Here is a 21,430-nt window from a genome sequence, read left to right as displayed (position 1 = left end):
TCGTCAGCGAAGACGATTCTTGGCTCGACGCACGACGCATCCGACTTTTCGAACTTATCCTGAACGACTCATGACTGCGACCTTGGATTCACCCCCAGCTCAAACTCCTGATGGACAGCCCGATTACGATCGTTATCGATCGCTGAGCGGATTGGCGGTTGGTTCGCTGATTGTCGGCTTTTTGAGCTTGTTGTCGATCTTTTCCGTCTCGCTCTTACCGTTGGCGGTAGTCGGCGTTGGCTTTGGCTTGTTCACCATTCGAACTGTCGATCGAAACCGTGATCTGGTGACAGGGCGCAAAGTTGCGATCACCGGGACGGTGCTCAGTGCGCTGGCGCTGGTGCTGAGCCCGAGCCGCTATTACTACGAAGAATACGTGAATATCCCCGAAGGCTACGAAGTGATGGCGTTCGGCTCGCTTCAGCCGGACCTGGGCAACACGGCGGTTGTGCCCGAAAAAGCGTGGAAATATGACGGCAAGCGCGTGTTGATCAACGGCTACGTCTACCCGCATGATCAAAAAGAAGGTCTGAACCGCTTTGTCTTGGTTCCCGACTTTGATACTTGTTGTTTCGGCGGCCAACCGAAGCTGACCGATATGATCGAAGTTCGCCTGCGTGATCCGCTGCGAGTGAATTGGTCTTACAATCGGCGTAAGATTGGGGGTACGCTGACGATCAACAAGCATTTGCACCAGATGAAAGACCTGACCGGGGTCTATTACGAAATCGACGCCGACTACGTAAAGTAAACGCTTTACGCTTGCCGCGACTCTTTCCTCCCAAGCACACGCCTATGTGGATTCGCTGTTCAGCTGTCGCGATATTTTCCAGCTTCGCGATTCTGGTGTTCTACGCCGCCTGTACTCCGGCGACGCCGGAGGGGACTCCCTACTCGTCCAACATGACCGGCCTCGACGGCGTTCTATCGCCCGAGGAAACGCCGACCGCCGCGACCGGAGAGACACCTCCGACAGACGAGCCGAAGCCGAACGAACCGAAGCCGGATGCTGCGCCGCAGGTCGATACGGCGCAGACGGCAGAGACCAAAGACGCGATGCCGGCGGCCAATCCAGACGAACAAACAACGACGCCGACGACCACCGCAGCGACCAAGCCGAGCAAAGCGCTGGCTCCCGACAAAACCTTGCCCCGCAAGCCAGGCGTGCAAGATCTGACGTTTGACGACATCGCGTTTGAGATGGAAAAGGGAGAGCCCTTTACGCGGTCGATGTTGCCTGAGCGGATCGAAGAGTTGGGGAACCAGAAAATTCGGATTCGCGGCTATATCTTGCCTAGTTTTGAATCGCGCGGCATCAAGCAGTTTGTGCTGGTCCGCGATAACATGGAGTGCTGTTTTGGCCCAGGCGCGGCGCTTTACGACTGCATCTTAGTCGAGATGACAGGCCCCGGCGTCGACTTCACCGTACGACCGATTACCGTCGAAGGCGTCTTCGAGGTGAAGGAATACAAAGGGGGCGACGGCAAACACTTGGCGATCTATCGCATGGACGGAGAATCAGCGAAGTAACGCAGCCGCTTTCTCTTCGTAGCCCGAATCGCCGATTATGAGGATGCGCTATTTGCTTGAAGAGAAGGATAGAACACGGTCAGAAACGAGAGCGTAGCGACTCACTCTCATTCGTATTTTATGGGAGATGCTCTTCAGCCGGACCTTCTTCCTGCTCTTCCAGCTTTGCTTTCCTGCCGTGTTCCATTCTTGTTTTCCAGAAATAGCGCAACCTCAAACCTGGCGCATCGAGCTACGAAGAGAAACGACCGCATGCTCGCTGCCGACTCAGTCACCTCCGCCGACCGCCGCCGTGCGATCTCGGCTGCGAGCGCCAACGCTGGCGTCTGGGCGTTTGGTAACGGCGTCATCAGCACGTCGGTAGTCACCTATTTGGCGCTGGAACTTGGCGCAAGCAGCGCGCTGATCGCGTGGATCATCGCGGCGCCGCAACTTGCCGGCGTGCTGCGTTGGTTTGGACCTCGGATTCTGGCCAGCTTCCGCGGCCATCGGCTGCCTTGCTTGCTTTTCTATTTCGCATCGGTCGTATTGCTGCTGCTATTGCCGACGACGGCTTATCCCGGCGTGCTCCCCAGCAAATCGCTCAGCCTGGTGGCGCTGGTGCTCTGTTGGTGTCTCTATCACTTGTGCGAATATCTCGGCACGATCTGTCTGTGGAGCTGGTTTGCTCGGCTCATTCCAGGGCGATTTTATGGACGTTTCTCAGGCCGGCGCGAGTTGTGGCTCAACATCGGCCGACTGGTCGGTTTTGTCACGGTCAGCGCGCTCGATATTTGGTATCGCCAGCAATACGTAGCGGCGCCCCGGCTACCGTTGCTGTTGATCTTGGCGGCCGGCGGAGCGCTGTTGCTGGGCGCGGCGTTGATTCCGTTGCTGGGGATGAGCGATGTTCCGGCCCGTTTTGGAGATCGGAAACCTTTGCCGGCGGGGGAAGCGCTGCTGCATAGTCGACCGCTGCGGCGCTTGTTAATTTACGGCGTTTGCTTTTCGGCGGCCAACGGGGTCTCCAGCGCGCTTGGCTGGAGCTACGTTCATAAGGCGCTGGGGTTGTCGCTTGCGCTGGTGCTGGGGAGCCAGGCGCTGATGCGTCTGGGACAACCGATCCTAGCGCCTTGGTGCGGCCGGATCGTCGATCGGGTTGGTTGCCGCGGGCTGATGATCGCATGTCAGTTGACGGTGGCGCTGGCTCCGCTCCTATATTTGGGAGGCGCATGGGGGTATGTCGCTAGCTATGTGGCGTTGATCGCCTATGTCGGCACGAACGTGGCGCTGGCGGCGATGATGCTGCGGATCGCCGGGCCCAAACAGGCTTCGGCCAACATCAGCGTCTATTTCGGCCTGACCGGCGTGGTTTACGCCGTTTCGGTCTTGATTGATGGGGCGCTGGCCGACAGGTTGATCCCCGCCGCGATTCGGGGCGATGCCGCCGCGTACTTTCCCTATTTTCTCACCGCGTGGATTTTACGCTCAGCGGCGGCGATTCCGCTGCTGTTTTTGCTTGAACCGCCAATCGAGGCGGAGACTCGCAGCAATCGGTGATCCCTGTTACGATCAAGCGGTTTGACGATGCACTTGCCCCCCCTCGGAGAACCGGATGTCGCTGCCTGACTGGATCGGATATTGCACCAATGTTCATGCTGGCGCCAATCTTGCCGAGACCGAAGCGAACCTAGTCAAGCATGCGGTGCGTGTGCGCGAATTGATTTCTCCGCGCGAACCAATGGGGGTAGGACTGTGGCTGTCGGCGGTGACGGCCAAAGAGTTGCGTGACGAAGATCGGCTGGCGCGATTTCGCGGTTTTCTCAACGACAACAAGTTGATGCCGTACACGTTGAACGGATTTCCGTATGGCAACTTCCATCAAGCCGTCGTCAAGCACGCCGTCTACGAACCAACCTGGATGGATCCGCTCCGTCTGCAGTACACGCTTGATCTGGCGAACGTACTAAACCAGTTGTTACCGCCAGGCGAAGAGGGAAGCATCTCGACGTTGCCGATCGCCTGGGGCAATCCGCCGCTTAGCGAAGCAGCGTATGCGGCCGCCGTGGCGAACTTTGTCACGCTGTCCGCTGCATTGGCCAAACTTGAGCAAACGACTGGTCGTTTGATCTACGTTTGCATCGAACCAGAGCCGGGCTGCGCGATCGATACGACCGCCGACATGATCGACTTTTTTCAGAATCGATTGTTCCCTGCTGGCGACGCCGCGCAGCTGGCGCGCCATATCCGCGTCTGTCATGACGTTTGTCACGCGGCGGTGATGTGCGAAGACCAATCCGCCGTCCTGTCACAGTACGCAGCAGCGGGGATCAGCGTCGGGAAAGTGCAAATCTCTTCGGCGATCGAAGTCGATTTTGATTCGCTGTCCGACGAAGACCGACAAGCGGCGCTGCAGCGCTTAGAGCAATTCGCCGAAGATCGCTATCTGCATCAAACGATGGTGCTGTCTCCCGGCGAAGAGCGAAAACTGTACGACGACCTCCCTGCCCTGTTGAATTCGGTCAATGGAGAGCCCGGCGGGGTCTGGCGCATCCATTTTCATATGCCGATCTACTTGGACGCGTTTGGTCCGCTCCGCACGACCCAGGGACAGATTCTGGACTTGCTGCGTCAACGCGAACTGTTGGCTCCGATCAAGCATTTTGAAGTCGAGACCTACGCTTGGACGGTGCTGCCGCCCGAATTGCGTCAGGAAGAACTCGCCGCCGGTATCGCGACCGAGATTGACTGGCTCAAGCAGCAGTTGCGCTAACGTGCGCTAGATTGCAATTGGCGTTAGCCGCTATTAGGCTGTAAGCGAATTCATTCGTTTATGTCGGAGAATCGCCGTGCTTAAATCGTTCGCCTCGATCTGTTTGATGTTTCTTGGGAGTTTCGCCCTGATGGCCGCCGATCAGCCTACTGCCGACAGTCCGGCGCCCGGCAAGCAAGTCGCGCAAGAACTAGCAGTGAAGATCGAAGGCCAAGAGCCCGAGAAATTGGGCTATTGGCTCTATCTCCCGACCGACTACAAGGCCGACGGCGAATCAAAACCGCTGCTCCTCTTTTTGCATGGCGCCGGCGAACGCGGAACCGATTTGAACCAGGTCAAAAAGCATGGCCCGCCCAAATTAGTTCCCGCCAAGGAACTGCCGTTCATCGTCGTTTCGCCGCAGTGCAGCCCCGGAGTTTGGTGGAACGCGAGCGAAAAACTAGAGGCGCTGACCCAACTGCTGAACACCGTCGAAAAAGAATACAACGTTGATCCGACGCGGATCTATTGCACCGGTTTGAGCATGGGCGGCTTTGGAACCTGGTCGCTGGTCGCGAAGCACCCGCACAAGTTCGCCGCAGCGCTGCCGATCTGCGGCGGGGGCGATCCGATGCAAGCCGCGGCGCTGACCTCGACTCCGCTCTGGGTTTTTCATGGCGATAAAGATGGAGCCGTGCCGCTCAAACGCAGCGAAGAAATGGTCGCAGCCGTCAAAGAGGCCGGCGGCGACGTCAAGCTTACGATTTATCCCGGCGTTGGGCATGACAGTTGGACGGCGACCTACGACAATCCAGAAGTCTTCACCTGGCTACTGTCGCATCAGTTGCAGCAGGCCGACTAAGAAACCGTCACACACTAGCCCGCAGCGCAAGCGAGGGAATGCGTTCAGCGATCCCAACTCGGATGGAAGTGGCCCGCCGCATTCCATCGGCTTGCGCCTCTGGCTAATGTTGGATCGCTTCGAAAATCGCAATCTCCACACCTACAAGCAGCCGAAATACAAGATCATCGCATCACTAGATTTGGGGAAACGAGATGTCAAACGATCCGTCGAATCCTTTTCAGTCGCCCAGCGGGGATTCTTATCAAGATTCCTCTAAGACGCCGAACTTGCCGATTCCATCGCGGGATTCGATTGACTATATGTCCGCCTACACCAAATTTTTTGAACATCCAGAATGGGTGAACGGCTTACTACTCTCCTCCTTGGCGACGATAATTCCCATTATCGGCGGTCTCATCCTCGCAGGCTATGAATACGACAATGTCGCCAGAACGTTGACGGGCCGAGGTGAAAGACCGTATTCGCCGTTTACGTTTGACCGGTTTGGCGAATACATAATGCGATCACTCTGGGTGTTCTTGTATGGGCTCTGTTGCTCGATCGTGATCATTCCGATCTTCATCGTGTGCATGATCATCATGGGCGTACTATCGAGTCTGGGGGACGGTGCGTTGGGCGTCATCGGCGGCATTCTTGGTTTCGTTCTTTATGTTGGCACAATCCTGCTGCTCAACTTCGCGATGATTCCTGGAACTTTGCGTGTGGCGCTAACGAACGACATCGCCCAGGGATTTGACTTTGGTTATATCACCGACTTCGTTCGCAAAATGTGGATCGAACAGATTTTAGTGGTGCTTTTCCTGACATTCAGCTCGATAATTGTCTTGAATATCGGGTTGTTAATTTGCTGCATCGGTGTCATTCCCGCGATGGTCATCGCCTGGTTCGCTATGTCGCAATTGATGATGCAGCTCTATCAAGTGTATGTCTCCCGCGGCGGTAAGACGTTTGACATCACCCCGTAAATCTGCTGGCTGGGCATGTCGCCGTGCGGTATCATGCTCGTTGTAGGATCGCTGTCAAAATGGTTCGCCGAGGTTGAGATTTATGCCGAACGTCGCGTCGTGGATGCTGTTGGCCCGGGAAGGCGACAGCGGCTTTATGCTGTACGTCTTGCTCGGGGGGATGTTCGCCCTTTTCGGCTTCGTCTTCTTGATCGTCTTGTTGGCGTACGGGCCGCTGTGGTTCCAAGCCTATATGTCGCAAGCCGGCGTCTCGCTGTTCGAGTTGATCGGCATGAGCTTTCGCCAGGTCAACAGCCGCGTGATCGTCAAAGCGAAGATCATGGCATCGCAATCGGGACTGAGCATCGATCGCAAAGATGGCATCAGCACCAAGCGGCTTGAAGCTCATTATCTGGCCGGCGGCAACGTCATGGCCGTCATGCATGCGATCATCGCCGCGCAGCGCGCGCAAATCGCGCTCGACTTTGATCGCGCGGCGGCGATCGATCTGGCCGGACGCGACGTGGTCGAAGCGGTTCGGACCAGCGTTTCGCCCAAGGTGATCGACTGTCCCGATCCGCGCCGCAGCGGCAAATCAACGCTCAGCGCGATCGCCAAGAACGGCATCGAACTGCGTGTCCGCGCGAAAGTCACCGTCCGGACCGCGCTCGAGCAATTGATCGGCGGCGCCACCGAAGAAACGGTCATCGCCCGCGTGGGCGAGTGCATCATTTCGGCGATCGGCTCCAGCGCCACGCATACGCTGGTGTTGGAGAACCCAGACCTGATCACCCGCGCGGTGCTCGATCGCAATCTGGACGCGCAGACCGCGTATGCGATTGTCTCGATCGACATCGCCGATATCGACGTGGGCGAGAACATCGGCGCCCGTTTGCAAAACGATCAGGCCGAAGCCGATACGCGCGTCGCTCGCGCCAAGGCCGAACAGCGCCGCGCCGAAGCGGTCGCCACCGAACAAGAGAACAAAGCGAAGGTCGTGCTGAATCGAGCGAAACTCGTGCTGGCCGAAGCCGAAGTTCCCAAATCGATGGCCCACGCGTTCCGCTCGGGAAGTCTGCACGCCCAAGGAAACGGGCAAACGCCGGGCGCAACGAAGCCGCCTGAATAGCGCGTCGGCAGGATTTCGCCGATCGTACAGAGTTGACTTGCGGCGAAAAACCGACCAGGATAGAAGTTCACCCCCCATCCCCAACCTCCCGCCTTCCTCCACTCGCCTCGCTGGAAAATCGTTATGAGCCGTAATTGTTTGGCTTTGTCCTTTGCGCTTGCGCTGGTTGCAAGTTTTTCTTACGGTCTCCTGCAATCCGCGCATGCCGAACCGGGCGACGCCGATTTGCGAGAGTACTTTCAGGCCGAGACCACGGCGCTGACCAATCAGCCGATTGCGAGCGTTACCTCGCTGGAAGAATGGAAAATTAAACGACCTGGATATCACGATCTATTAAAGGAGATGCTCGGTCTGCAGCCCTGGCCAGAAAAGACCGATCTGCAAGTGACCACGACCGGCACGCTAGAGAAGGAAGGAGTCGTCGTTGAGAAGATTCACTTCCAGTCGCGTCCCGGTTTGTATGTGACCGGCAATCTTTACCGTCCGGCCGAAGCGAAAGGCCGCTTGCCGGCGGTCCTGTATGTTTGCGGACATGGTCGTGTGGTCGAAGACGGCGTGAGCTTGGGGAACAAGACTTACTATCAGCACCATGGAGCCTGGTTCGCGCGACATGGTTTCGTGTGCCTGATGATCGACACGCTACAGCTGGGTGAGATTCAAGGGCTTCATCACGGCACGCATAACCTGGACATGTGGTGGTGGATCAATCGCGGTTACACGCCGGCCGGCGTCGAAGCTTGGAACTGCGTCCGCGCCATCGATCTGCTGCAAGCTCGCGACGATGTCGATGGCGAAAAGATCGGCGTCACCGGCCGCAGCGGCGGCGGCGCCTATAGTTGGTACATCGCGGCGCTCGACGATCGGATCAAAGCGGCGGTTCCGGTCGCGGGAATCACCGATCTGCAAAATCATATCGTCGACGACTGCATCAACGGCCATTGCGACTGCATGTTTTGGGTGAACACGCCGCGGTTTGATTTCTCGCTGTTGCCGTCGCTGATCGCGCCGCGAGCGCTGATGATCGCCAACACCGACAGCGACCCAATCTTCCCGCTGGATGGAGTAACGCGCACCTTCTTCGCCGCCCGAAATATTTACAACTTGTATGGCGCCGAAAAGAATCTCGGCTACTGCATCGTCTCAGGCGGACATGCCGACACGCAACCGCTCCGCGTCCCGGCGTTCCATTGGCTAAGCAACCATCTCAAAGGAAGCTCGCCGCTGATCGAAGACGCCGCGACGCCGCTGTTCGAGCGGAGCGAGCTGAAAGTCTTCGCCGAACTGCCGGCCGATCAGATCAACACCAAAATTCAAGAGACGTTCGTCCCGGTCGCGGCGCCAGCCGAAGCGCCCGCTTCCGAAGCCGCGTGGAAATCGCAAGCTGCCGAATTGCGAAAAACCTTGCTAGAAAAATCGTTCGGCGGATGGCCGACAACGGACGCCGCGCCGAAGTTGACCAAGGTTGCGTCCGGCAAGCTGGGCGAAACCACGATCATGACCTACGATCTGGAGACGCAGCCCGGCGTTACCTTGCCGCTGATCGTGATCGACAACGGCGGCGATTCGACCACCCTGCAATTGGCCGACCAGTCGATGTGGAGCGCCCTCGAAGAACTAACGTCCGCCGTCAAAACGGGCGAAGCGCCCCAAAGCGACGCGGCGAAACAGCTGCTCGCGCTGCCCGGTCGCCAGGTGATTTTGGTCCAACGCGGAGTTGGTCCGACGCAATGGAGCCAAGATCAAAAGCTGGACAGGCACATCCGCCGTCGCTTTCTGCAACTGGGACAAACGGTCGATGGAATGCGAGTTTGGGACGCGCGCTGTGCGATCCAAGCCTGCAAGCAGCTGGCCCCCGGCAAACTGACGATCTCCGCCGACGGCGTTGACGCGGCGGTCGCCGTTTATGCGACCATTTTTGAACCCGGCGTCGACCGCATCGTCGCGACCCACCTGCCGGCCGATCATCGGCAAGGTCCGATCTTCCTCAACGTTCGCCGCTTTATGAACGTTCCGGAAGCTGTCGCGCTGGCCGCAGAAACTGCCGCGATCGAAGTCGACGCCGAAAGCGCCCCCGCGGTCGCCTACGCCCAAGCCGTCAGCAAGCAACTGAAATGGCCGGCCAAGCAAGTGACCCTGCAAAAGTAACGCGACGGTCGGCCTGGATAGCTCCGCTATCTGGGCCGACGAAGTCGGTAGGAAACAACGGGACGCGGTCGGACTTTCTGCCCGGCATCGCTGCACTGTTTGATATGGCGAAATGTCCCCGAACTGCCAACCGGGAAAATCGCGCAGCTTCAAGTTCCGACCGCGATGTTCAGGCCGATATCGCAGGCCTGGTAGAACGACTCCAGGTGAAGTTGTTCGGTCGCCATATGTTGATTCCGTTGGCCGCAGCCAAAGGTGACGGCTGGCACGCCGTGTCGGAAGAGCCAGTTCGCGTCGAGCCCGCCGTTGGCGATGCTCAGCTCAGATTCCAGGCCGAGCGTCGCCAGCGTTTGCTGCGCGACCTGTACCGACGGTTCGTCTTGGGAGAGCAGGAATGGTTCGTAGTCCAGACGGCCGGTGATCTCGACCGAACCGGAGTTCCCGTCGACGTTTTTTACTTCAGCCGCCGCGTCGCGAAACGCCGCTTCGATCTGGGCGACGATGTCATGCAAGAAGGCGACGTCGTGACTGCGCGCTTCGGCCCGCAGTTGCACCGAATCGCAAACAACGTTCGTCGCAGCGCCGCCGTTGATCACGCCGACGTTGGCGGTTCCCAATTTCTTTTTTTTGGTGATCTTGCCGAGCCAGCCCGATTTGTGCAAGCGTGCGATCGCCAGCGAAGCGATGGTGATGGCGCTGGCGCCGCGCTCGGGGGCGACCCCTGCATGGCTAGCGATTCCGTGCACGTCTAAGAACATGCGGTAGCCGCCGATCGCGCCGATCGTCAGCTTGGTCGGAGAGCCGCCGTCCCAGTTGAACGCGAGCGCCGGCTTTTTCAGCAGCGACGTCTGCAGGTTCTTGGCGCCATGCAGGCCGATTTCTTCTTCGATGGTGAATAGCAGCGTCAGCGGCGGGTGCGGCAGTTTTTTGCGCAAGATCTGGCAAGCGGCGTTTAAGACAACCGCGACGCCGGCGCGATCGTCGGCGCCCAATCCGCGATCGGCTTCCCGCGATTCTAACACGTCCCCCTTGCGGACCGGCGTACAGCCGACGCACAACGGCACCGTATCCATGTGCGCCATCAGCAAACGACGGGGAGCGTCGACCGTGCCGGGAATCGTCACCACCAGATTGCCGACTTCGGCGTCGGCGATGGGGCCCCGCTTGTGCGCTTTGTCGTAACAGAACCAGCTTTTCTCGGCGCCGGCGGCCAGCAGCTCGGCCTCAATAAACTGGGCGACTTGCTGCTCGCGTCCGCTGCCGCCGGGGATGGCCAGCAGTTGTTTCACCAGTTGTAAAGCTTTGGCGCGAGGCGCGGCGATAGTGGCCATCAGCGTGTTCCGATTCAAAGATGCGGCGGTCGACAAACTTCCGCTCGGTATTGTACTTTATGGAAGCGGCGACGGTTGTTTTGGTATTTGTCTTCCATCCAATCCTGGTACGAAGTGATGCGATTTTTTCTCGCGGGAATCATGCAAGGTTCGCACGTCGGCAGTCTGGTGCACCGGCAGGACTATCGTGCGCAACTGAAAGAGATCTTGCTGCGTCATTTTCCGGGCGCCGACATCTACGATCCGTGGGCCGACCATAGCGGGTCGCTCGAGTACGCGGACGATTTGGGCCGCGACGTCTTTTTGAAACACAACGCGATGTGCGGCGAGGTCGACGTGGTGGTCGCCTACATTCCCGAGGCCTCGATGGGGACGGCGATCGAAATCTGGGAGGCGCACCGCGCCGGCAAAGTGGTGCTGATGATCAGTCCGCTCAAGCACAACTGGGCGGTCAAGTTCCTCAGTGACGAGATTTACGCGACCATGGAAGACTTTCTGCGTGAGCTGGAACTGGGTCACGTCGGACGCAAAATCGCCGCCGCCCAGCTCGCAAAACAGAGATAAACTCGGTCAGCGGAGCTGATTTCGGCGCTCGATGCGAACCTGTAAGCGAAAACTGGGTTCTGTTGATCGTCGCCGTAACGCGTTAAACTGAAGAGTTTTCCCGTGATTCCGCAGCCCGGTGCTGTCGCATGCTCGATAACGCTCCCCTCCGCAAACTAGAAGTCAACGACCTGACCATCGAGGGCTACTCGAGGGCGGCGGTGCAGTCGTATTGGCGCATCCCCGAGATGAAGGTCCTGTTCGATCTCGGTTTGCAGCCGTGGGACTTCATGGGCACGCCGACCAGTTTCGTCACGCATGCGCATCTCGATCACGTCGCGGCGCTGCCGGTCTACGTCTCGCGACGGCGGATGATGAAGATGGATCCGCCGACGATCTATCTGCCTGAGACCGCGATTGGTCCGGTGCAGCAAATGCTGTCCGCGTTCCAGCGACTCGATCGCGGCGGAATGCCGTGTGAGCTGATCGGCGTCAAGCCAGGCGACGAGATCGAACTGTCGCGCGAACTGTTGGTGACGGTCGTCCCGACCAAGCATACGATTCCGTCGGTCGGCTACATCGTTTGGCAGCGCCGTCGCAAGTTGAAGCCCGAGTATCAAAATCTGCCCGGCGATCAGATTCGCGACATTCGCCTGTCAGGGGTCGATGTGACCGACGAGCATCGCTTCCCCAAGCTCGCCTATCTGGGCGATAGTCGTCCTGAAGCGATGGACGCGTGTCCTGCTTTCTACGAAGCGGAAACGCTGATCATGGAAATGACCTTTTTGGCGCCCGATCATCGCCGCGAGAAGATTCATAAGATGGGACATATCCATCTTGATGACGTGGTCGACCGCCGCGATCGTTTCCAAAACAAAACGATCATCGCCGGGCACTTCAGCGTGCGCTACAACGATCGCCAGATCAAAAACTATGTGGAAGAGAAGCTCGCCGATATGCTCGACGGGCGACTTCATCTGTGGCTGTGAACCGCAAACTAATATCACCGGTCGATTCGAAGACGCCTCGCAGCGTTTACGTGCATGTGCCGTTCTGTTTGCGGCGCTGCGGCTATTGCAACTTCACGCTGGTCGCCGGACGCGATGACCTGATCGACAGCTATCTGCAAGCGATTGAGCGGGAGATGCGGCAGCTCGAACAGCCGCACGAGGTTGACACTATTTTCTACGGCGGCGGAACGCCGACCCATCTGCCGACGCCGCAGCTCGAAAAACTGCTGCAACTGACGGCCGAACGTTTTCCGCCGGCAGCCGACTACGAGTGGAGCGTCGAAGCGAACCCGGCCGACCTGAGCGACGAGAAGCTAGATCTGTTGGCCGCCGCCGGAGTCAACCGAATCAGTCTCGGCGTGCAGTCGTTTCGTGACGCCAAATTGCAGCTGCTAGAGCGAGATCACCTTGGCGCCGACGCGCAAAGCGCGGCGCAACGCGTGCGGCCGAAGTTCGCCCAACTAGCGATCGATCTCATCTTCGCCGCTCCCGGCGAATCGGTCCCCCAGTGGCGCGACGACGTGCGGCAAGCGATTGAGCTGGGCGCCGATCATGTTTCGACCTATGGATTGACCTTTGAAAAAGGGACGACTTTTTGGAATCGTCTGCTGCATGACGATTTGCAAGAAGTCGATGAAGAGACGCAGCGCGACCAATATCTCAGCGGGATCGAAATGCTGACCACCGCCGGGCTACAGCATTACGAAGTGTCGAACTTCGCGCGGCCCCACCGCCGCTGCGCGCATAACGAAAACTATTGGCTCGGCGGCGGGTACTTCGCTTTCGGCCCCGGCGCCGCTCGCTACGTTGCCGGTCGGCGCGAGACGAATCATCGCAGCACGACGCGGTACATCCAGCGGATGCTCGCCGGCGAGTCGCCGGTCGCCGAGTGGGAAGAACTGACCCCGGAAGAAACGGCCCGCGAGCGGCTGATCTTCGGCCTGCGCCGCTTAGAAGGAATCGATCCAGCCGACTTCGCCGCGGCGACAGGTTTTACGATCGATCAGTTGGCCGGCGAAACGCTGGACCGATTCGAGCGTCAGGGAGCAATTTTACGTCGCGATGATCGAATTTGTCTCAGCCGCGCGGGACTCCTTGTCAGCGATGCGATCTGGCCGGACTTGTTGTAATTCTATCGGCTGTAACACATTGCTATTTCGGAAGTTGCGGCAGATTCTTCTCGAAACCGCCGAGGTTCGGCAAACGGACGCTCGAATGCGAAGGTAAGCAGTGAAAGAGAATCTTAGGTCCGCCTGTTTGCCCTATCTTCAGCCGTCAATTTGGCTAAGATTGTGGGATTGCTCCCCGTTGTCTTCCCCCCATTGGATTAGAAATGGCTGACCAGTCGTCGACTACCGGCGAAGACCGCTTCGCTCCGGTCCAAGTCGATTTGAAGAACCCCGAGCTCGCATTTCTGTTGGCGTGGCTGTTGCCGGGGGCGGGTCATATCTACCAAGGCCGGACGGGCAAAGGGATTTTGTTCATGGTCTGCATCTTGTTCACCTTCTTCGTCGGACTATCGATGGGAGGGGGACGAGTCGTCTATGCACGCTGGGACATCAGCGAAAAACGTCTCCCCTATTTGTGCCAAATCGGCGTCGGGTTGCCGGCCGCGCCGGCGTTGTATCAGGCCTATCGCGTTAAAAATCGAGAACCGGCTCTGCAACTGTTCGGCGTCCCGTTGATGGCGCCGCCGATCAACGACCACGAACTGGGTCAGCTCCATCGCGAATATGGCTTTCGCTTTGAAATGGGGACGCTCTACACGATGATCGCCGGTCTGTTGAACGTGCTGGTCATCTTTGACGCCTACGCCGGCCCGGTCTTTGTCATTCCGGAAAAAGAAAAACGGCGCCGCCAGCGCGACAACAAAGAAGATCCGCCCACATCCGAGGATGAGACGGCCAGCGATACGACCGAAGCGACCACAACTGCCGACAGCTAACTACGTGTGCGGATATCGACCATGTTCTCGCTCTTCACCACGATGACCTTCTTCGCAGCCCTCCCGGCGACGCGCTTGCTGTACGCAGTGCCGTTGATCGTGGTCGTCAGTCTGGTCTACGCCGCAACCCGTCACGAACGCTGGGCGCCGATCTTAGAACATGCCTGGGACACGGCCCTCTGGATCGTCGGCTTCATGGCCGTCGTCTTTGTCATCTTGCTGGCGGTCACTTGGTGGTTTTAAGGCAATCGTAAGCGCGTAGCATCGTAGGGTGGGTGGAGCAAGCGATTTCCGCCCCCCAATCTCAAACAACATGGCCGCTTGCGCAACCCACCAATGCGGTCCGATGGCGCGACGATTCCGGTGGGTTACGCAAACCGGTCACGCCGATTGGTGGTGGTGAAAACAAACGCGGTTTTTGCTGCACCCACCCTTGTATCTTGAATCTAGCTGCAGGTGAGATAGAAAAAGGCTTTGTTCCGTCTTGCGAGCGTAGCGAGCGAGACGGAACAAAGCGGCGGGCGGCAGATCGTCCCACCCTTGGTCGTAAGACCGTAGCGTAGCTGGGTCGCCGTCCGCTTTTTCGTGCTGAAACCCGAACAGTCGCCAGAGCGGCGCAGTAACGCCAGCTCGTATCACAAGGCTGGGCCTCGCACATGTCTGATACTAACAAAATTTGCGTGGGTGTCGACGTTTCGAAATCCAAATGGGACGTCGCCATCACGGGAAGCCGTCAAACTTACACCTTCGAAGCCAATGCGGTCGGCCAGCAACAACTGCTGGATCTGCTCCAGCCGCTTGACGTTGAGATCATCTGTCTCGAAGCGACCGGCTGCTACCATCATGACCTGGTGAAGCTGCTGCAGTGCAGCGGTTATCCGGTCGCCGTCGTCAATCCGCGGCTGCCGCGCGATTTCGCGCGCTCCATGAACCGACTTGCCAAAACCGACAAGATCGACGCTCAGATTCTGGCGCTATTCGCTCAACGTTACGAGCCGCGGCCAATGCCAGAAACCTCGCAAATACTCGAGAATCTGACGGCTTTATAGACTCGACGCTGTCAACTGATCAACATGCGGACGCAGGAGAAGAATCGTCTCGAATCGACTCGCGAGCCGAACATGCGCCGCTCTGTCGAGTCGCACTTGGCTTACATCAATGCTGAAATCGAACAGCTGCAGCAGCAAATGGAACAGTTGATCAACTCGGATCCGCAGTTGCAACAAACAACGGCGCTGCTCGCCTCGACGCCTGGCATCGGCGTGCTAACCGCGTGCCGACTGGCGATCGAACTGCCAGAGCTTGGCCACGTGAATCGCAAGGAGGCGGCGCGGCTGGCCGGTCTCGCTCCGATCAACCGCGACAGCGGCGTTTTCCGTGGCAAACGCACCACCGGCGGAGGGCGATCGCACGTGCGAAACGCGCTCTACATGCCAACGCTGGTAGCGACAAGACGGAACCCAAAGATCAAAGCGTTTTACGACCGCCTGGTCGCCGAAGGCAAACCCAAAATGGTCGCCCTGGTCGCCTGCATGCGGAAGCTGCTTACTATCCTCAATCTCATGGCCAAAGAGGGAAAAGCATGGAATGAGAAATTGAAAACGGCTTGACGATCAAGACAGTCGCTACACGACTTGTTTGGTTTGTAGGAACCCTAGCAGTATAGTAGGGTGGGTGCAGCAAGCCGCGATCGATCGAATCAATTTCAATCGACGTCACCGGTTTGCGTAACCCACCAATCACGTCGCCATGAGCAATTACCGAAGATCACGAATCGGCCACGTTTTCTTCTTCACGGTGGTCACCGACAAGCGTCAGCCGATTCTAACCACCGATCTCGCTCGTCATGGTTTGCGGGAAGCGATTCACGACGTTCGAATCGAACTACCATTTGAGGTGACCGCCTTCGTCTTGCTCCCCGACCATCTCCACACCGTCTGGACTCTCCCGCAGGGAGATCATGATTATTCCACGCGTTGGAAAAAAATCAAAACTCGCTTCACCAAGCAATGGCGCCGTACAGGCGGTACAAGCCAGCCCCGCTCCCAAAGTCGCGTCGACAAGGGAGAACTTGGCGTTTGGCAACGAAGATTTTTTGAGCACACCTGCCGCGATGAGGATGATGTTCGTCGCTGCATAGACTACATCCATGTGAACCCGCTCAAGCATGGGTTAGTGGAGCGGGTGATGGACTGGCCTTGGTCGTCGTTTCATCGATACGTACGGGAAGGGAAATACGATCGCAATTGGGGAAGTGCAAACGTATGGTATGGGGATGAGTTTCGTGATTTTGAATGAATGGTGAAATCGGTGGGTTGCGCAAGCCGGCGATATCGTTTGAAATTGGTTGCCGGGAATCGGCTTTCTGCACCCACCCTACCAGACTTGCGCGGCCTGTTCCGTCTGCGTTTTGTCGATTGACAAAGCGCACGGATGCGTGGTCGATTCGGGGTTGGCGAAATCTTGGGGTGTTTCGCTGAGGCGCATTCGGCGCTTCGACGAGCGGGAGCTTGGCGAACTGGGACGTCGGCGTCCATGCAGCGCGCCGGTCGTTGGCACATCCCCGATCTACTGACGGTCCCTCTTGGCTCGACTTCCAAACTACCCAACTTAACCCTCCAAGCAGGCGTGAGAAGATCGACGAAAAAAATGGAGCGCGGTCCGGTCCAACCTACTGGACTCGGCCCCCAAACCGCGCAGCTTATCACTGAGGCAAGCTGGCGAAGATCGACGAAAAAAATAGGAGCGGTCCTGTCCAGTCCAACCTTTTGGACTCGGCCTCCAGGCTGCGCAGCTTAACGCTCAGGCAAGCTGGAGGAGATCGACGAAAAAAAAGAGAGCGGTCCGGTCCAACCTTCGACTTATTGCAGCGTCAGGTTCAGGTCGACCGTCGAAGTTTGATCGGGCTTGCCGACGGCGGTTGCTTTGGCGTTGCGCGCGGCGGCGGCTTTGACGACCGAGAGTTGATAGGCGCCGGGCTTCAATTGTCCGAAGACATATTCGCCGCTGGGGCTGGTTTCGCTGGTCTTGATCGGCTTGCCATCGGCTCCGGCCAACGTGACCGTCAAACCTGGTTGGGGGCGGCCGGCTTCCAGCACGGTTCCGCGGATGGTGGCCATCGGCGGCGGTAGTTGTTCGAGGACATGCACGGCCGTGGTTTTGAAGGCTTGAATGCCGACGCCGTTGGTCGCAACGACGGTCACAAAGTTGCGGCCGAGATCGTTCAGCGTCAGTTGACCAGCGAAGTTATCGTCAGCGCCTAAGATCATCGGCACAAGCTTGGCGTCTTTGGGCACGGCGTTGTCAAACGGCTCGCCGATAAACATTTGCATTTGGGCGACGCCGGTCTCCCCGTCAAACGCGGTGGCGGCGAACGAAGCTGGCTTTTTGATCTGGGCCAATGTGGGTGAAGTGGTGAAACGCAAACTGCGCGGCGCCGAGTCGTCGACGACGATCGGTTGCCAGGCTTGGTCGATCACATTGCCATCGGCGTCCAACATTTGCAATTGCACGCGCCGCCGTCCGACGATGCCGGTGGTGTCCAATTGCACGTTCCAATCATTCAGCCGAGCGGTCCACTGCAGCGCCCCATGCGGATCGATCGGTGAGAAGCCGATGGTCGACTGCTGTGCGGTGGGACAAGTGGCCGTTCGTTCAGCGAGAAAACCGCCGCTGTTCGGGATTCCTAGCTGACAGACGAGCGACGCGCCTTGCGGCGCGCTTTCGGCGATCAGCCCGGCGGTCAATGTATCGCCGGTTCGCAACATCGCCGGCGCCGTCAGCCGGATCACTGGTTGGTTGTTCGCTTGGGGACTGGAGAGCCCTGAGCTGGTCGGCACGATGCCGTCAAAACGAAACGCTTGGGAAAAGCCGTCGACGGAGATGCGCCATTGGCCGCTTTGACTAGCGGTTGGCGAGAGCAGCAAGTCGGCCGAAAGCTGCACTTGTTCGTCGCCGCTGGCCAGCGTGCTGCTCAAGACGCCGCCGACAACGTTGACCAGGCTCGGAAATTCCTGTGACGTGATTTCCAGCTGTGCGCTCGAGGGAGGTCCGCTGGGGAAGTTGGTCGCCGCAAGCGTCGCCGTGATGCGAGCTCCGCCGGGACGATATTCGCAACGTGCGTCAGTAACCTGGACGTAGCTGCGGGGAGTCAATACGCGCAAGGGGAGTTCCTGCTGCAGCAGCGAGTTTCCGTTGGCGGCGTCGGTCGCTTGAATGGTGATCTTGCCGGAGACGCTTGGCAACGGAGCTGGCGCCGCAATCGGTTTGCCGGCGATGATGACGGGCGCAACGCCGCGCGGGGGGATGTCGAGCTTTTGTTGATAGGTTTGGCCGGCGTCGATCTGCAGTTGAACGCTGAGCGACTTGTCGGTGACGTTGCGGAGGAACCAGTACTGACTTTGTCGACCGGCGATCGGGCGGAGATCGATCTCGGTCAGCGCGGATTGAGGGCCATCCAAGGTGGAAGCGACCAGCAGCTCCAGCTCATGATCAAACATCGGCGGCAGCGAAATCGGTCGATAGACGGTTCCCCACGGCATCTTGAAAGTCATCATTACTCCTTGCACGGCGGCAAGTTGCGAAGGGGTCGCTTCCGGCGTCGCTTTCACCATAATCGTGGCGGAGCGATCCGGGATTTCGGCGTCGATGGTCGCCGTCAAAACGCTTGAAGGAGAAATGACGTTGATTCGCGGCGTCTTGTCGTGCGCGTCGGCCGTCATCACGCGATAGTCGACTTCGATCGACGTGCGGCCGTTGCGGGAAAGAACTTGGCCGATGCTATTGGAGAGTTGAAACGCGGGACAGCTGGCGACGAGCGCCAATCGCCGCTCGACGCTATCGAAAATTCCATCGCTTTGCCCGATACGCATCAATTTCATTTGCTTGAGCCGATAGTCGGCTTGCATCTGAAAGAGCGCTTGCCAGCGGGGAATGGCCGTCGTTTTCTCTCCCATTTCCGGCTGATCGACGCTTTGCGACATTGCGTCGGCAGGCTTTTGCTTGTAATAAAATCCGTGCAGATAGCAGGCCAATTGCGAATTGACATTCGCGTGCGCCTCTAAATCAACTTCGCGATACGAGAGCGGCGTCGCGCTTAATGCGGAAGAAGTCAGTGTGAACGACGCTTTGTGCAATGCGGCGCATAGTTTGGCGCGTTGCTCCACGGCGACCCAAGGAGTTCGCAGCAAGACATCGGCGTGACGGTACGTGCTGAGGCTCGGCTGCGAGCTGGTCAGCTCGGCGATCCATTGGCTGATCTGCGTGTCGGTAGGAGTTTGCGAGAGTTCGTCCAAGGTCTTGCCGAGTTGCACCGAGATTTCGACTCCTTGATCGATCATCGCCGTGCGGTCTTGACTTTTGGAGAAGGGAGCTTGGGATCCTTTCAACGAGTAACTCGTCATCAAAACGTCAATTTGACCCATCGCCGAGCGAACTTTTACCGACGAATCCGGATTGAAGACCGCTTCTTCGGCCAGCAGCCAACTAAGTCGATACCCGCGCCGCGCAACATCGTAGGCCGTCGCGATGCGGGCCGACAGTTGATCCAGACGATCCAACTGGGGCTGCGCCGTGTTGAGTTGTTGCGTATTCCAAGTCGGCGGCAAATAGCCGGGGGACTTCAGCCCGACTTTGGCGGCTTGCAAGTATTGATCGGAGGAGGACATCTGACTCAGAATCCACGGCAACGGCTCTAGCCGCGCCGAGATTTGCTGCTGTTGCGAAATGCAATGGTAAAAGCGAAGCGCGTTGGGATCGTTCGGTTTTAAACGGGAGAGCCAGAGCCAGTACGCTTCTTCGATTTGCCGCGGATGAGGTTCCCACAGCTGCAACAAGTCGGACGCGGCCGAGAATTTTGCGGGCTGAAAAACTTCGAGTTGCTGTAATTGATCATCAATCGCCAGAGCGACTTGCATGCGAGTCGCCGCTTTTAACTTCGCTTGCAACTCGGTTTGCATTTTTTTCATCGCGGCGATTCGCTGCGCATCGGGGAGGGAGACCAGATCATCGAGCGATGCGAAATAGTTGGCGACTTCGGAGGCGACCTCTTTGGGCGCTTGTTGTCCCTCTTGGCGATAGTCCGACAAGGAAACGTTCGGAAACGAATCGCGCACGGCTGCGAATTCGGCAAGTCGCTTGTTCAACAAGTGATTGGCGAGTTGGAAGTCGCGCTGGGTGCGATCCGAGTCGTCACCAAGTCGCCATTCTCGTTCGGACTGCAGCAAGACGCGATCGAGCTGATCGAAAGCGATCGGCGTGAAGCGTTCTTTGCCCGCTTGCAGCTGCGAATTGCGCGTTTTCCAGGCGGCGGTAAGCCATTCGGGATATTTGCGCTGCGTGTCGACAAGGTCGGTCGTCGCGTGTGAATTGACGCTCGACAGCTCCCAATCGCGATCTGTCTTTCCGGTCATGTACGGCGCTTGCAAGATGCCGCTGGTCGCCAGGCTCAGCTCGATCGTGCGAGCGCGCACATACTCGGCCAGTTCGCTGGCGATGATTCGGCCGTCGGCGTAACTTCCCCAACCGTCCGCCGCTCCTTGCAGACCAGTTTCGACAAAGTAGCCGAAGAGGGAGCGGCCCAGCGATTCATTCAATTGCGGCATCTGATCCGATCCGCAGCTGAACAGTACGGCCAAATGAGGATCATCCAGTTGCTCGATAATATTGGCCGCCGCCGTTTGCACGCCGGTCGCTTGATTGTCGGATAATGCAAAGGGAGCGATATCAAACAGCAGCAGTTTTCGCTGAGCGGGACAATCTCGCAGCGCCGACATCAGTTGCGCCAGCGAAGCGCCGCCTTCCGAGAGATTCCAGTCCGAGGGAACCAGGTCGACGTCGCCATCTTCCTGCAAGGTGGCGTAGCTCGAGAGATAGACGATGACCGTATCGTCCTTCGCCGCTTTTCGCAAATTGAGAAAACGTTCGATCAGTTGACCCCGATGCAAGACGCCGCGGGACGCTTTGCCTCCATCGGAGAAGTAACCGGAGGCGATCATCGCTCGCAGGTCGGCGTCGTGCGCCGTCCGATCTTGCACGTCCAACTGACCAAAACGAGTGACGATGCAACTGACGAACTGCGTCCGCGGTTGGGCGCGAAACCAGGCGAGCGTTCCGGCGAAGCCGCCGATCAGCGCCAGCGCAAGCACCAACGCGATCACGGTGCGGTACGAAAAACGTCCGCTGGGCGTGGTCGCTTCGGATCGCGAACGGAGGTCAAATTGTCGCCACAAAGGAGACTCAGGCGATTGATTCATGCGT

18 protein-coding genes are annotated in these 21,430 nt (G+C 58.3%); 16 read left to right on the top strand and 2 right to left on the bottom strand.

Annotated elements, in window-relative coordinates; genetic code table 11:
- The first annotated feature begins 70 nt into the window (after positions 1–70).
- The 8 genes from DSM3645_RS27495 to DSM3645_RS01520 all read left to right on the top strand — a co-directional run bounded on the left by DSM3645_RS27495 (position 71) and on the right by DSM3645_RS01520 (position 9,344).
- A complete protein-coding gene (locus DSM3645_RS27495; RefSeq protein WP_002650224.1) occupies positions 71–751 on the top strand; it encodes a DUF3299 domain-containing protein in 681 nt (226 codons plus the stop codon).
- 44 nt (positions 752–795) lie between these two features.
- Positions 796–1,530 (top strand): DUF3299 domain-containing protein, encoded by a 735-nt coding sequence (locus tag DSM3645_RS27490; protein ID WP_002650223.1) that lies wholly within the window; start codon positions 796–798, stop codon positions 1,528–1,530.
- Positions 1,531–1,782: 252 nt separating this feature from the next.
- Positions 1,783–3,069 carry an MFS transporter gene (locus tag DSM3645_RS01545; RefSeq protein ID WP_002650222.1) on the top strand — a complete coding sequence of 429 codons (1,287 nt, stop codon included), beginning with the start codon at positions 1,783–1,785 and terminating at the stop codon, positions 3,067–3,069.
- Between the two features lie 55 nt (positions 3,070–3,124).
- Positions 3,125–4,282 carry a metabolite traffic protein EboE gene (eboE, locus tag DSM3645_RS01540; RefSeq protein WP_002650221.1) on the top strand — a complete coding sequence of 386 codons (1,158 nt, stop codon included), beginning with the start codon at positions 3,125–3,127 and terminating at the stop codon, positions 4,280–4,282.
- A 76-nt stretch (positions 4,283–4,358) separates the two neighbouring features.
- Complete coding sequence (locus DSM3645_RS01535) at positions 4,359–5,123, top strand: carboxylesterase family protein (RefSeq protein WP_002650220.1); 765 nt, start codon at positions 4,359–4,361, stop codon at positions 5,121–5,123.
- Between the two features lie 194 nt (positions 5,124–5,317).
- The gene (locus tag DSM3645_RS01530; protein WP_002650219.1) at positions 5,318–6,091 is read left to right on the top strand and encodes a DUF4013 domain-containing protein; all 774 of its coding nucleotides are present in this window, start codon (positions 5,318–5,320) and stop codon (positions 6,089–6,091) included.
- 82 nt (positions 6,092–6,173) lie between these two features.
- Positions 6,174–7,199 carry a flotillin-like protein FloA gene (gene floA, locus DSM3645_RS01525; protein WP_002650218.1) on the top strand — a complete coding sequence of 342 codons (1,026 nt, stop codon included), beginning with the start codon at positions 6,174–6,176 and terminating at the stop codon, positions 7,197–7,199.
- A 123-nt stretch (positions 7,200–7,322) separates the two neighbouring features.
- Entirely contained in the window at positions 7,323–9,344 is a 2,022-nt protein-coding gene (locus DSM3645_RS01520; RefSeq protein WP_002650217.1) for an alpha/beta hydrolase, read from the top strand.
- A gap of 149 nt (positions 9,345–9,493) precedes the next feature.
- Here the strand turns inward: DSM3645_RS01520 and DSM3645_RS01515 are convergent, their stop codons facing one another.
- Positions 9,494–10,675: a M20/M25/M40 family metallo-hydrolase gene (locus tag DSM3645_RS01515; protein WP_040351521.1), complete on the bottom strand. Its 1,182-nt coding sequence runs from the start codon at positions 10,673–10,675 to the stop codon at positions 9,494–9,496.
- Between the two features lie 117 nt (positions 10,676–10,792).
- On the opposite strand from DSM3645_RS01515, the gene DSM3645_RS01510 reads away from it, so the two are divergent.
- From DSM3645_RS01510 to DSM3645_RS29140, 8 genes are all read left to right on the top strand, one after another.
- On the top strand, positions 10,793–11,239 hold the full coding sequence (locus tag DSM3645_RS01510; RefSeq protein ID WP_002650215.1) for a hypothetical protein: 447 nt from the start codon (positions 10,793–10,795) through the stop codon (positions 11,237–11,239).
- A 128-nt stretch (positions 11,240–11,367) separates the two neighbouring features.
- Positions 11,368–12,207, top strand: a complete 840-nt coding sequence (locus tag DSM3645_RS01505) for an MBL fold metallo-hydrolase (RefSeq protein ID WP_002650214.1) — start codon at positions 11,368–11,370, stop codon at positions 12,205–12,207.
- Complete coding sequence (gene hemW, locus DSM3645_RS01500; protein WP_002650213.1) at positions 12,204–13,358, top strand: radical SAM family heme chaperone HemW; 1,155 nt, start codon at positions 12,204–12,206, stop codon at positions 13,356–13,358. Before DSM3645_RS01505 ends, hemW begins: the two co-directional genes overlap by 4 nt.
- Positions 13,359–13,561: 203 nt before the next feature.
- Positions 13,562–14,173, top strand: a complete 612-nt coding sequence (locus DSM3645_RS01495) for a DUF6677 family protein (protein ID WP_002650212.1) — start codon at positions 13,562–13,564, stop codon at positions 14,171–14,173.
- 21 nt (positions 14,174–14,194) lie between these two features.
- Positions 14,195–14,416 (top strand): hypothetical protein, encoded by a 222-nt coding sequence (locus DSM3645_RS01490; protein WP_002650211.1) that lies wholly within the window; start codon positions 14,195–14,197, stop codon positions 14,414–14,416.
- A gap of 413 nt (positions 14,417–14,829) precedes the next feature.
- A complete protein-coding gene (locus tag DSM3645_RS30785) occupies positions 14,830–15,222 on the top strand; it encodes an IS110 family transposase (protein WP_002650210.1) in 393 nt (130 codons plus the stop codon).
- Between the two features lie 72 nt (positions 15,223–15,294).
- Positions 15,295–15,783, top strand: coding sequence for an IS110 family transposase (locus DSM3645_RS30780; RefSeq protein WP_050769277.1), 489 nt, complete (start codon positions 15,295–15,297; stop codon positions 15,781–15,783).
- 139 nt (positions 15,784–15,922) lie between these two features.
- Positions 15,923–16,471: an REP-associated tyrosine transposase gene (locus DSM3645_RS29140; protein ID WP_002650207.1), complete on the top strand. Its 549-nt coding sequence runs from the start codon at positions 15,923–15,925 to the stop codon at positions 16,469–16,471.
- Between the two features lie 563 nt (positions 16,472–17,034).
- On the opposite strand, the gene DSM3645_RS01475 is transcribed toward DSM3645_RS29140, so the two are convergent.
- Positions 17,035–21,426, bottom strand: coding sequence for a carboxypeptidase-like regulatory domain-containing protein (locus DSM3645_RS01475; RefSeq protein ID WP_002650205.1), 4,392 nt, complete (start codon positions 21,424–21,426; stop codon positions 17,035–17,037).
- Positions 21,427–21,430: the final 4 nt, after the last annotated feature.

The sequence above is a fragment of the Blastopirellula marina DSM 3645 genome (assembly GCF_000153105.1).
Taxonomy (GTDB): Bacteria; Planctomycetota; Planctomycetia; order Pirellulales; family Pirellulaceae; genus Blastopirellula; species Blastopirellula marina.
Note: the sequence above shows the minus strand (reverse complement) of the source record. Positions and strands in the feature narration are given on the sequence as shown.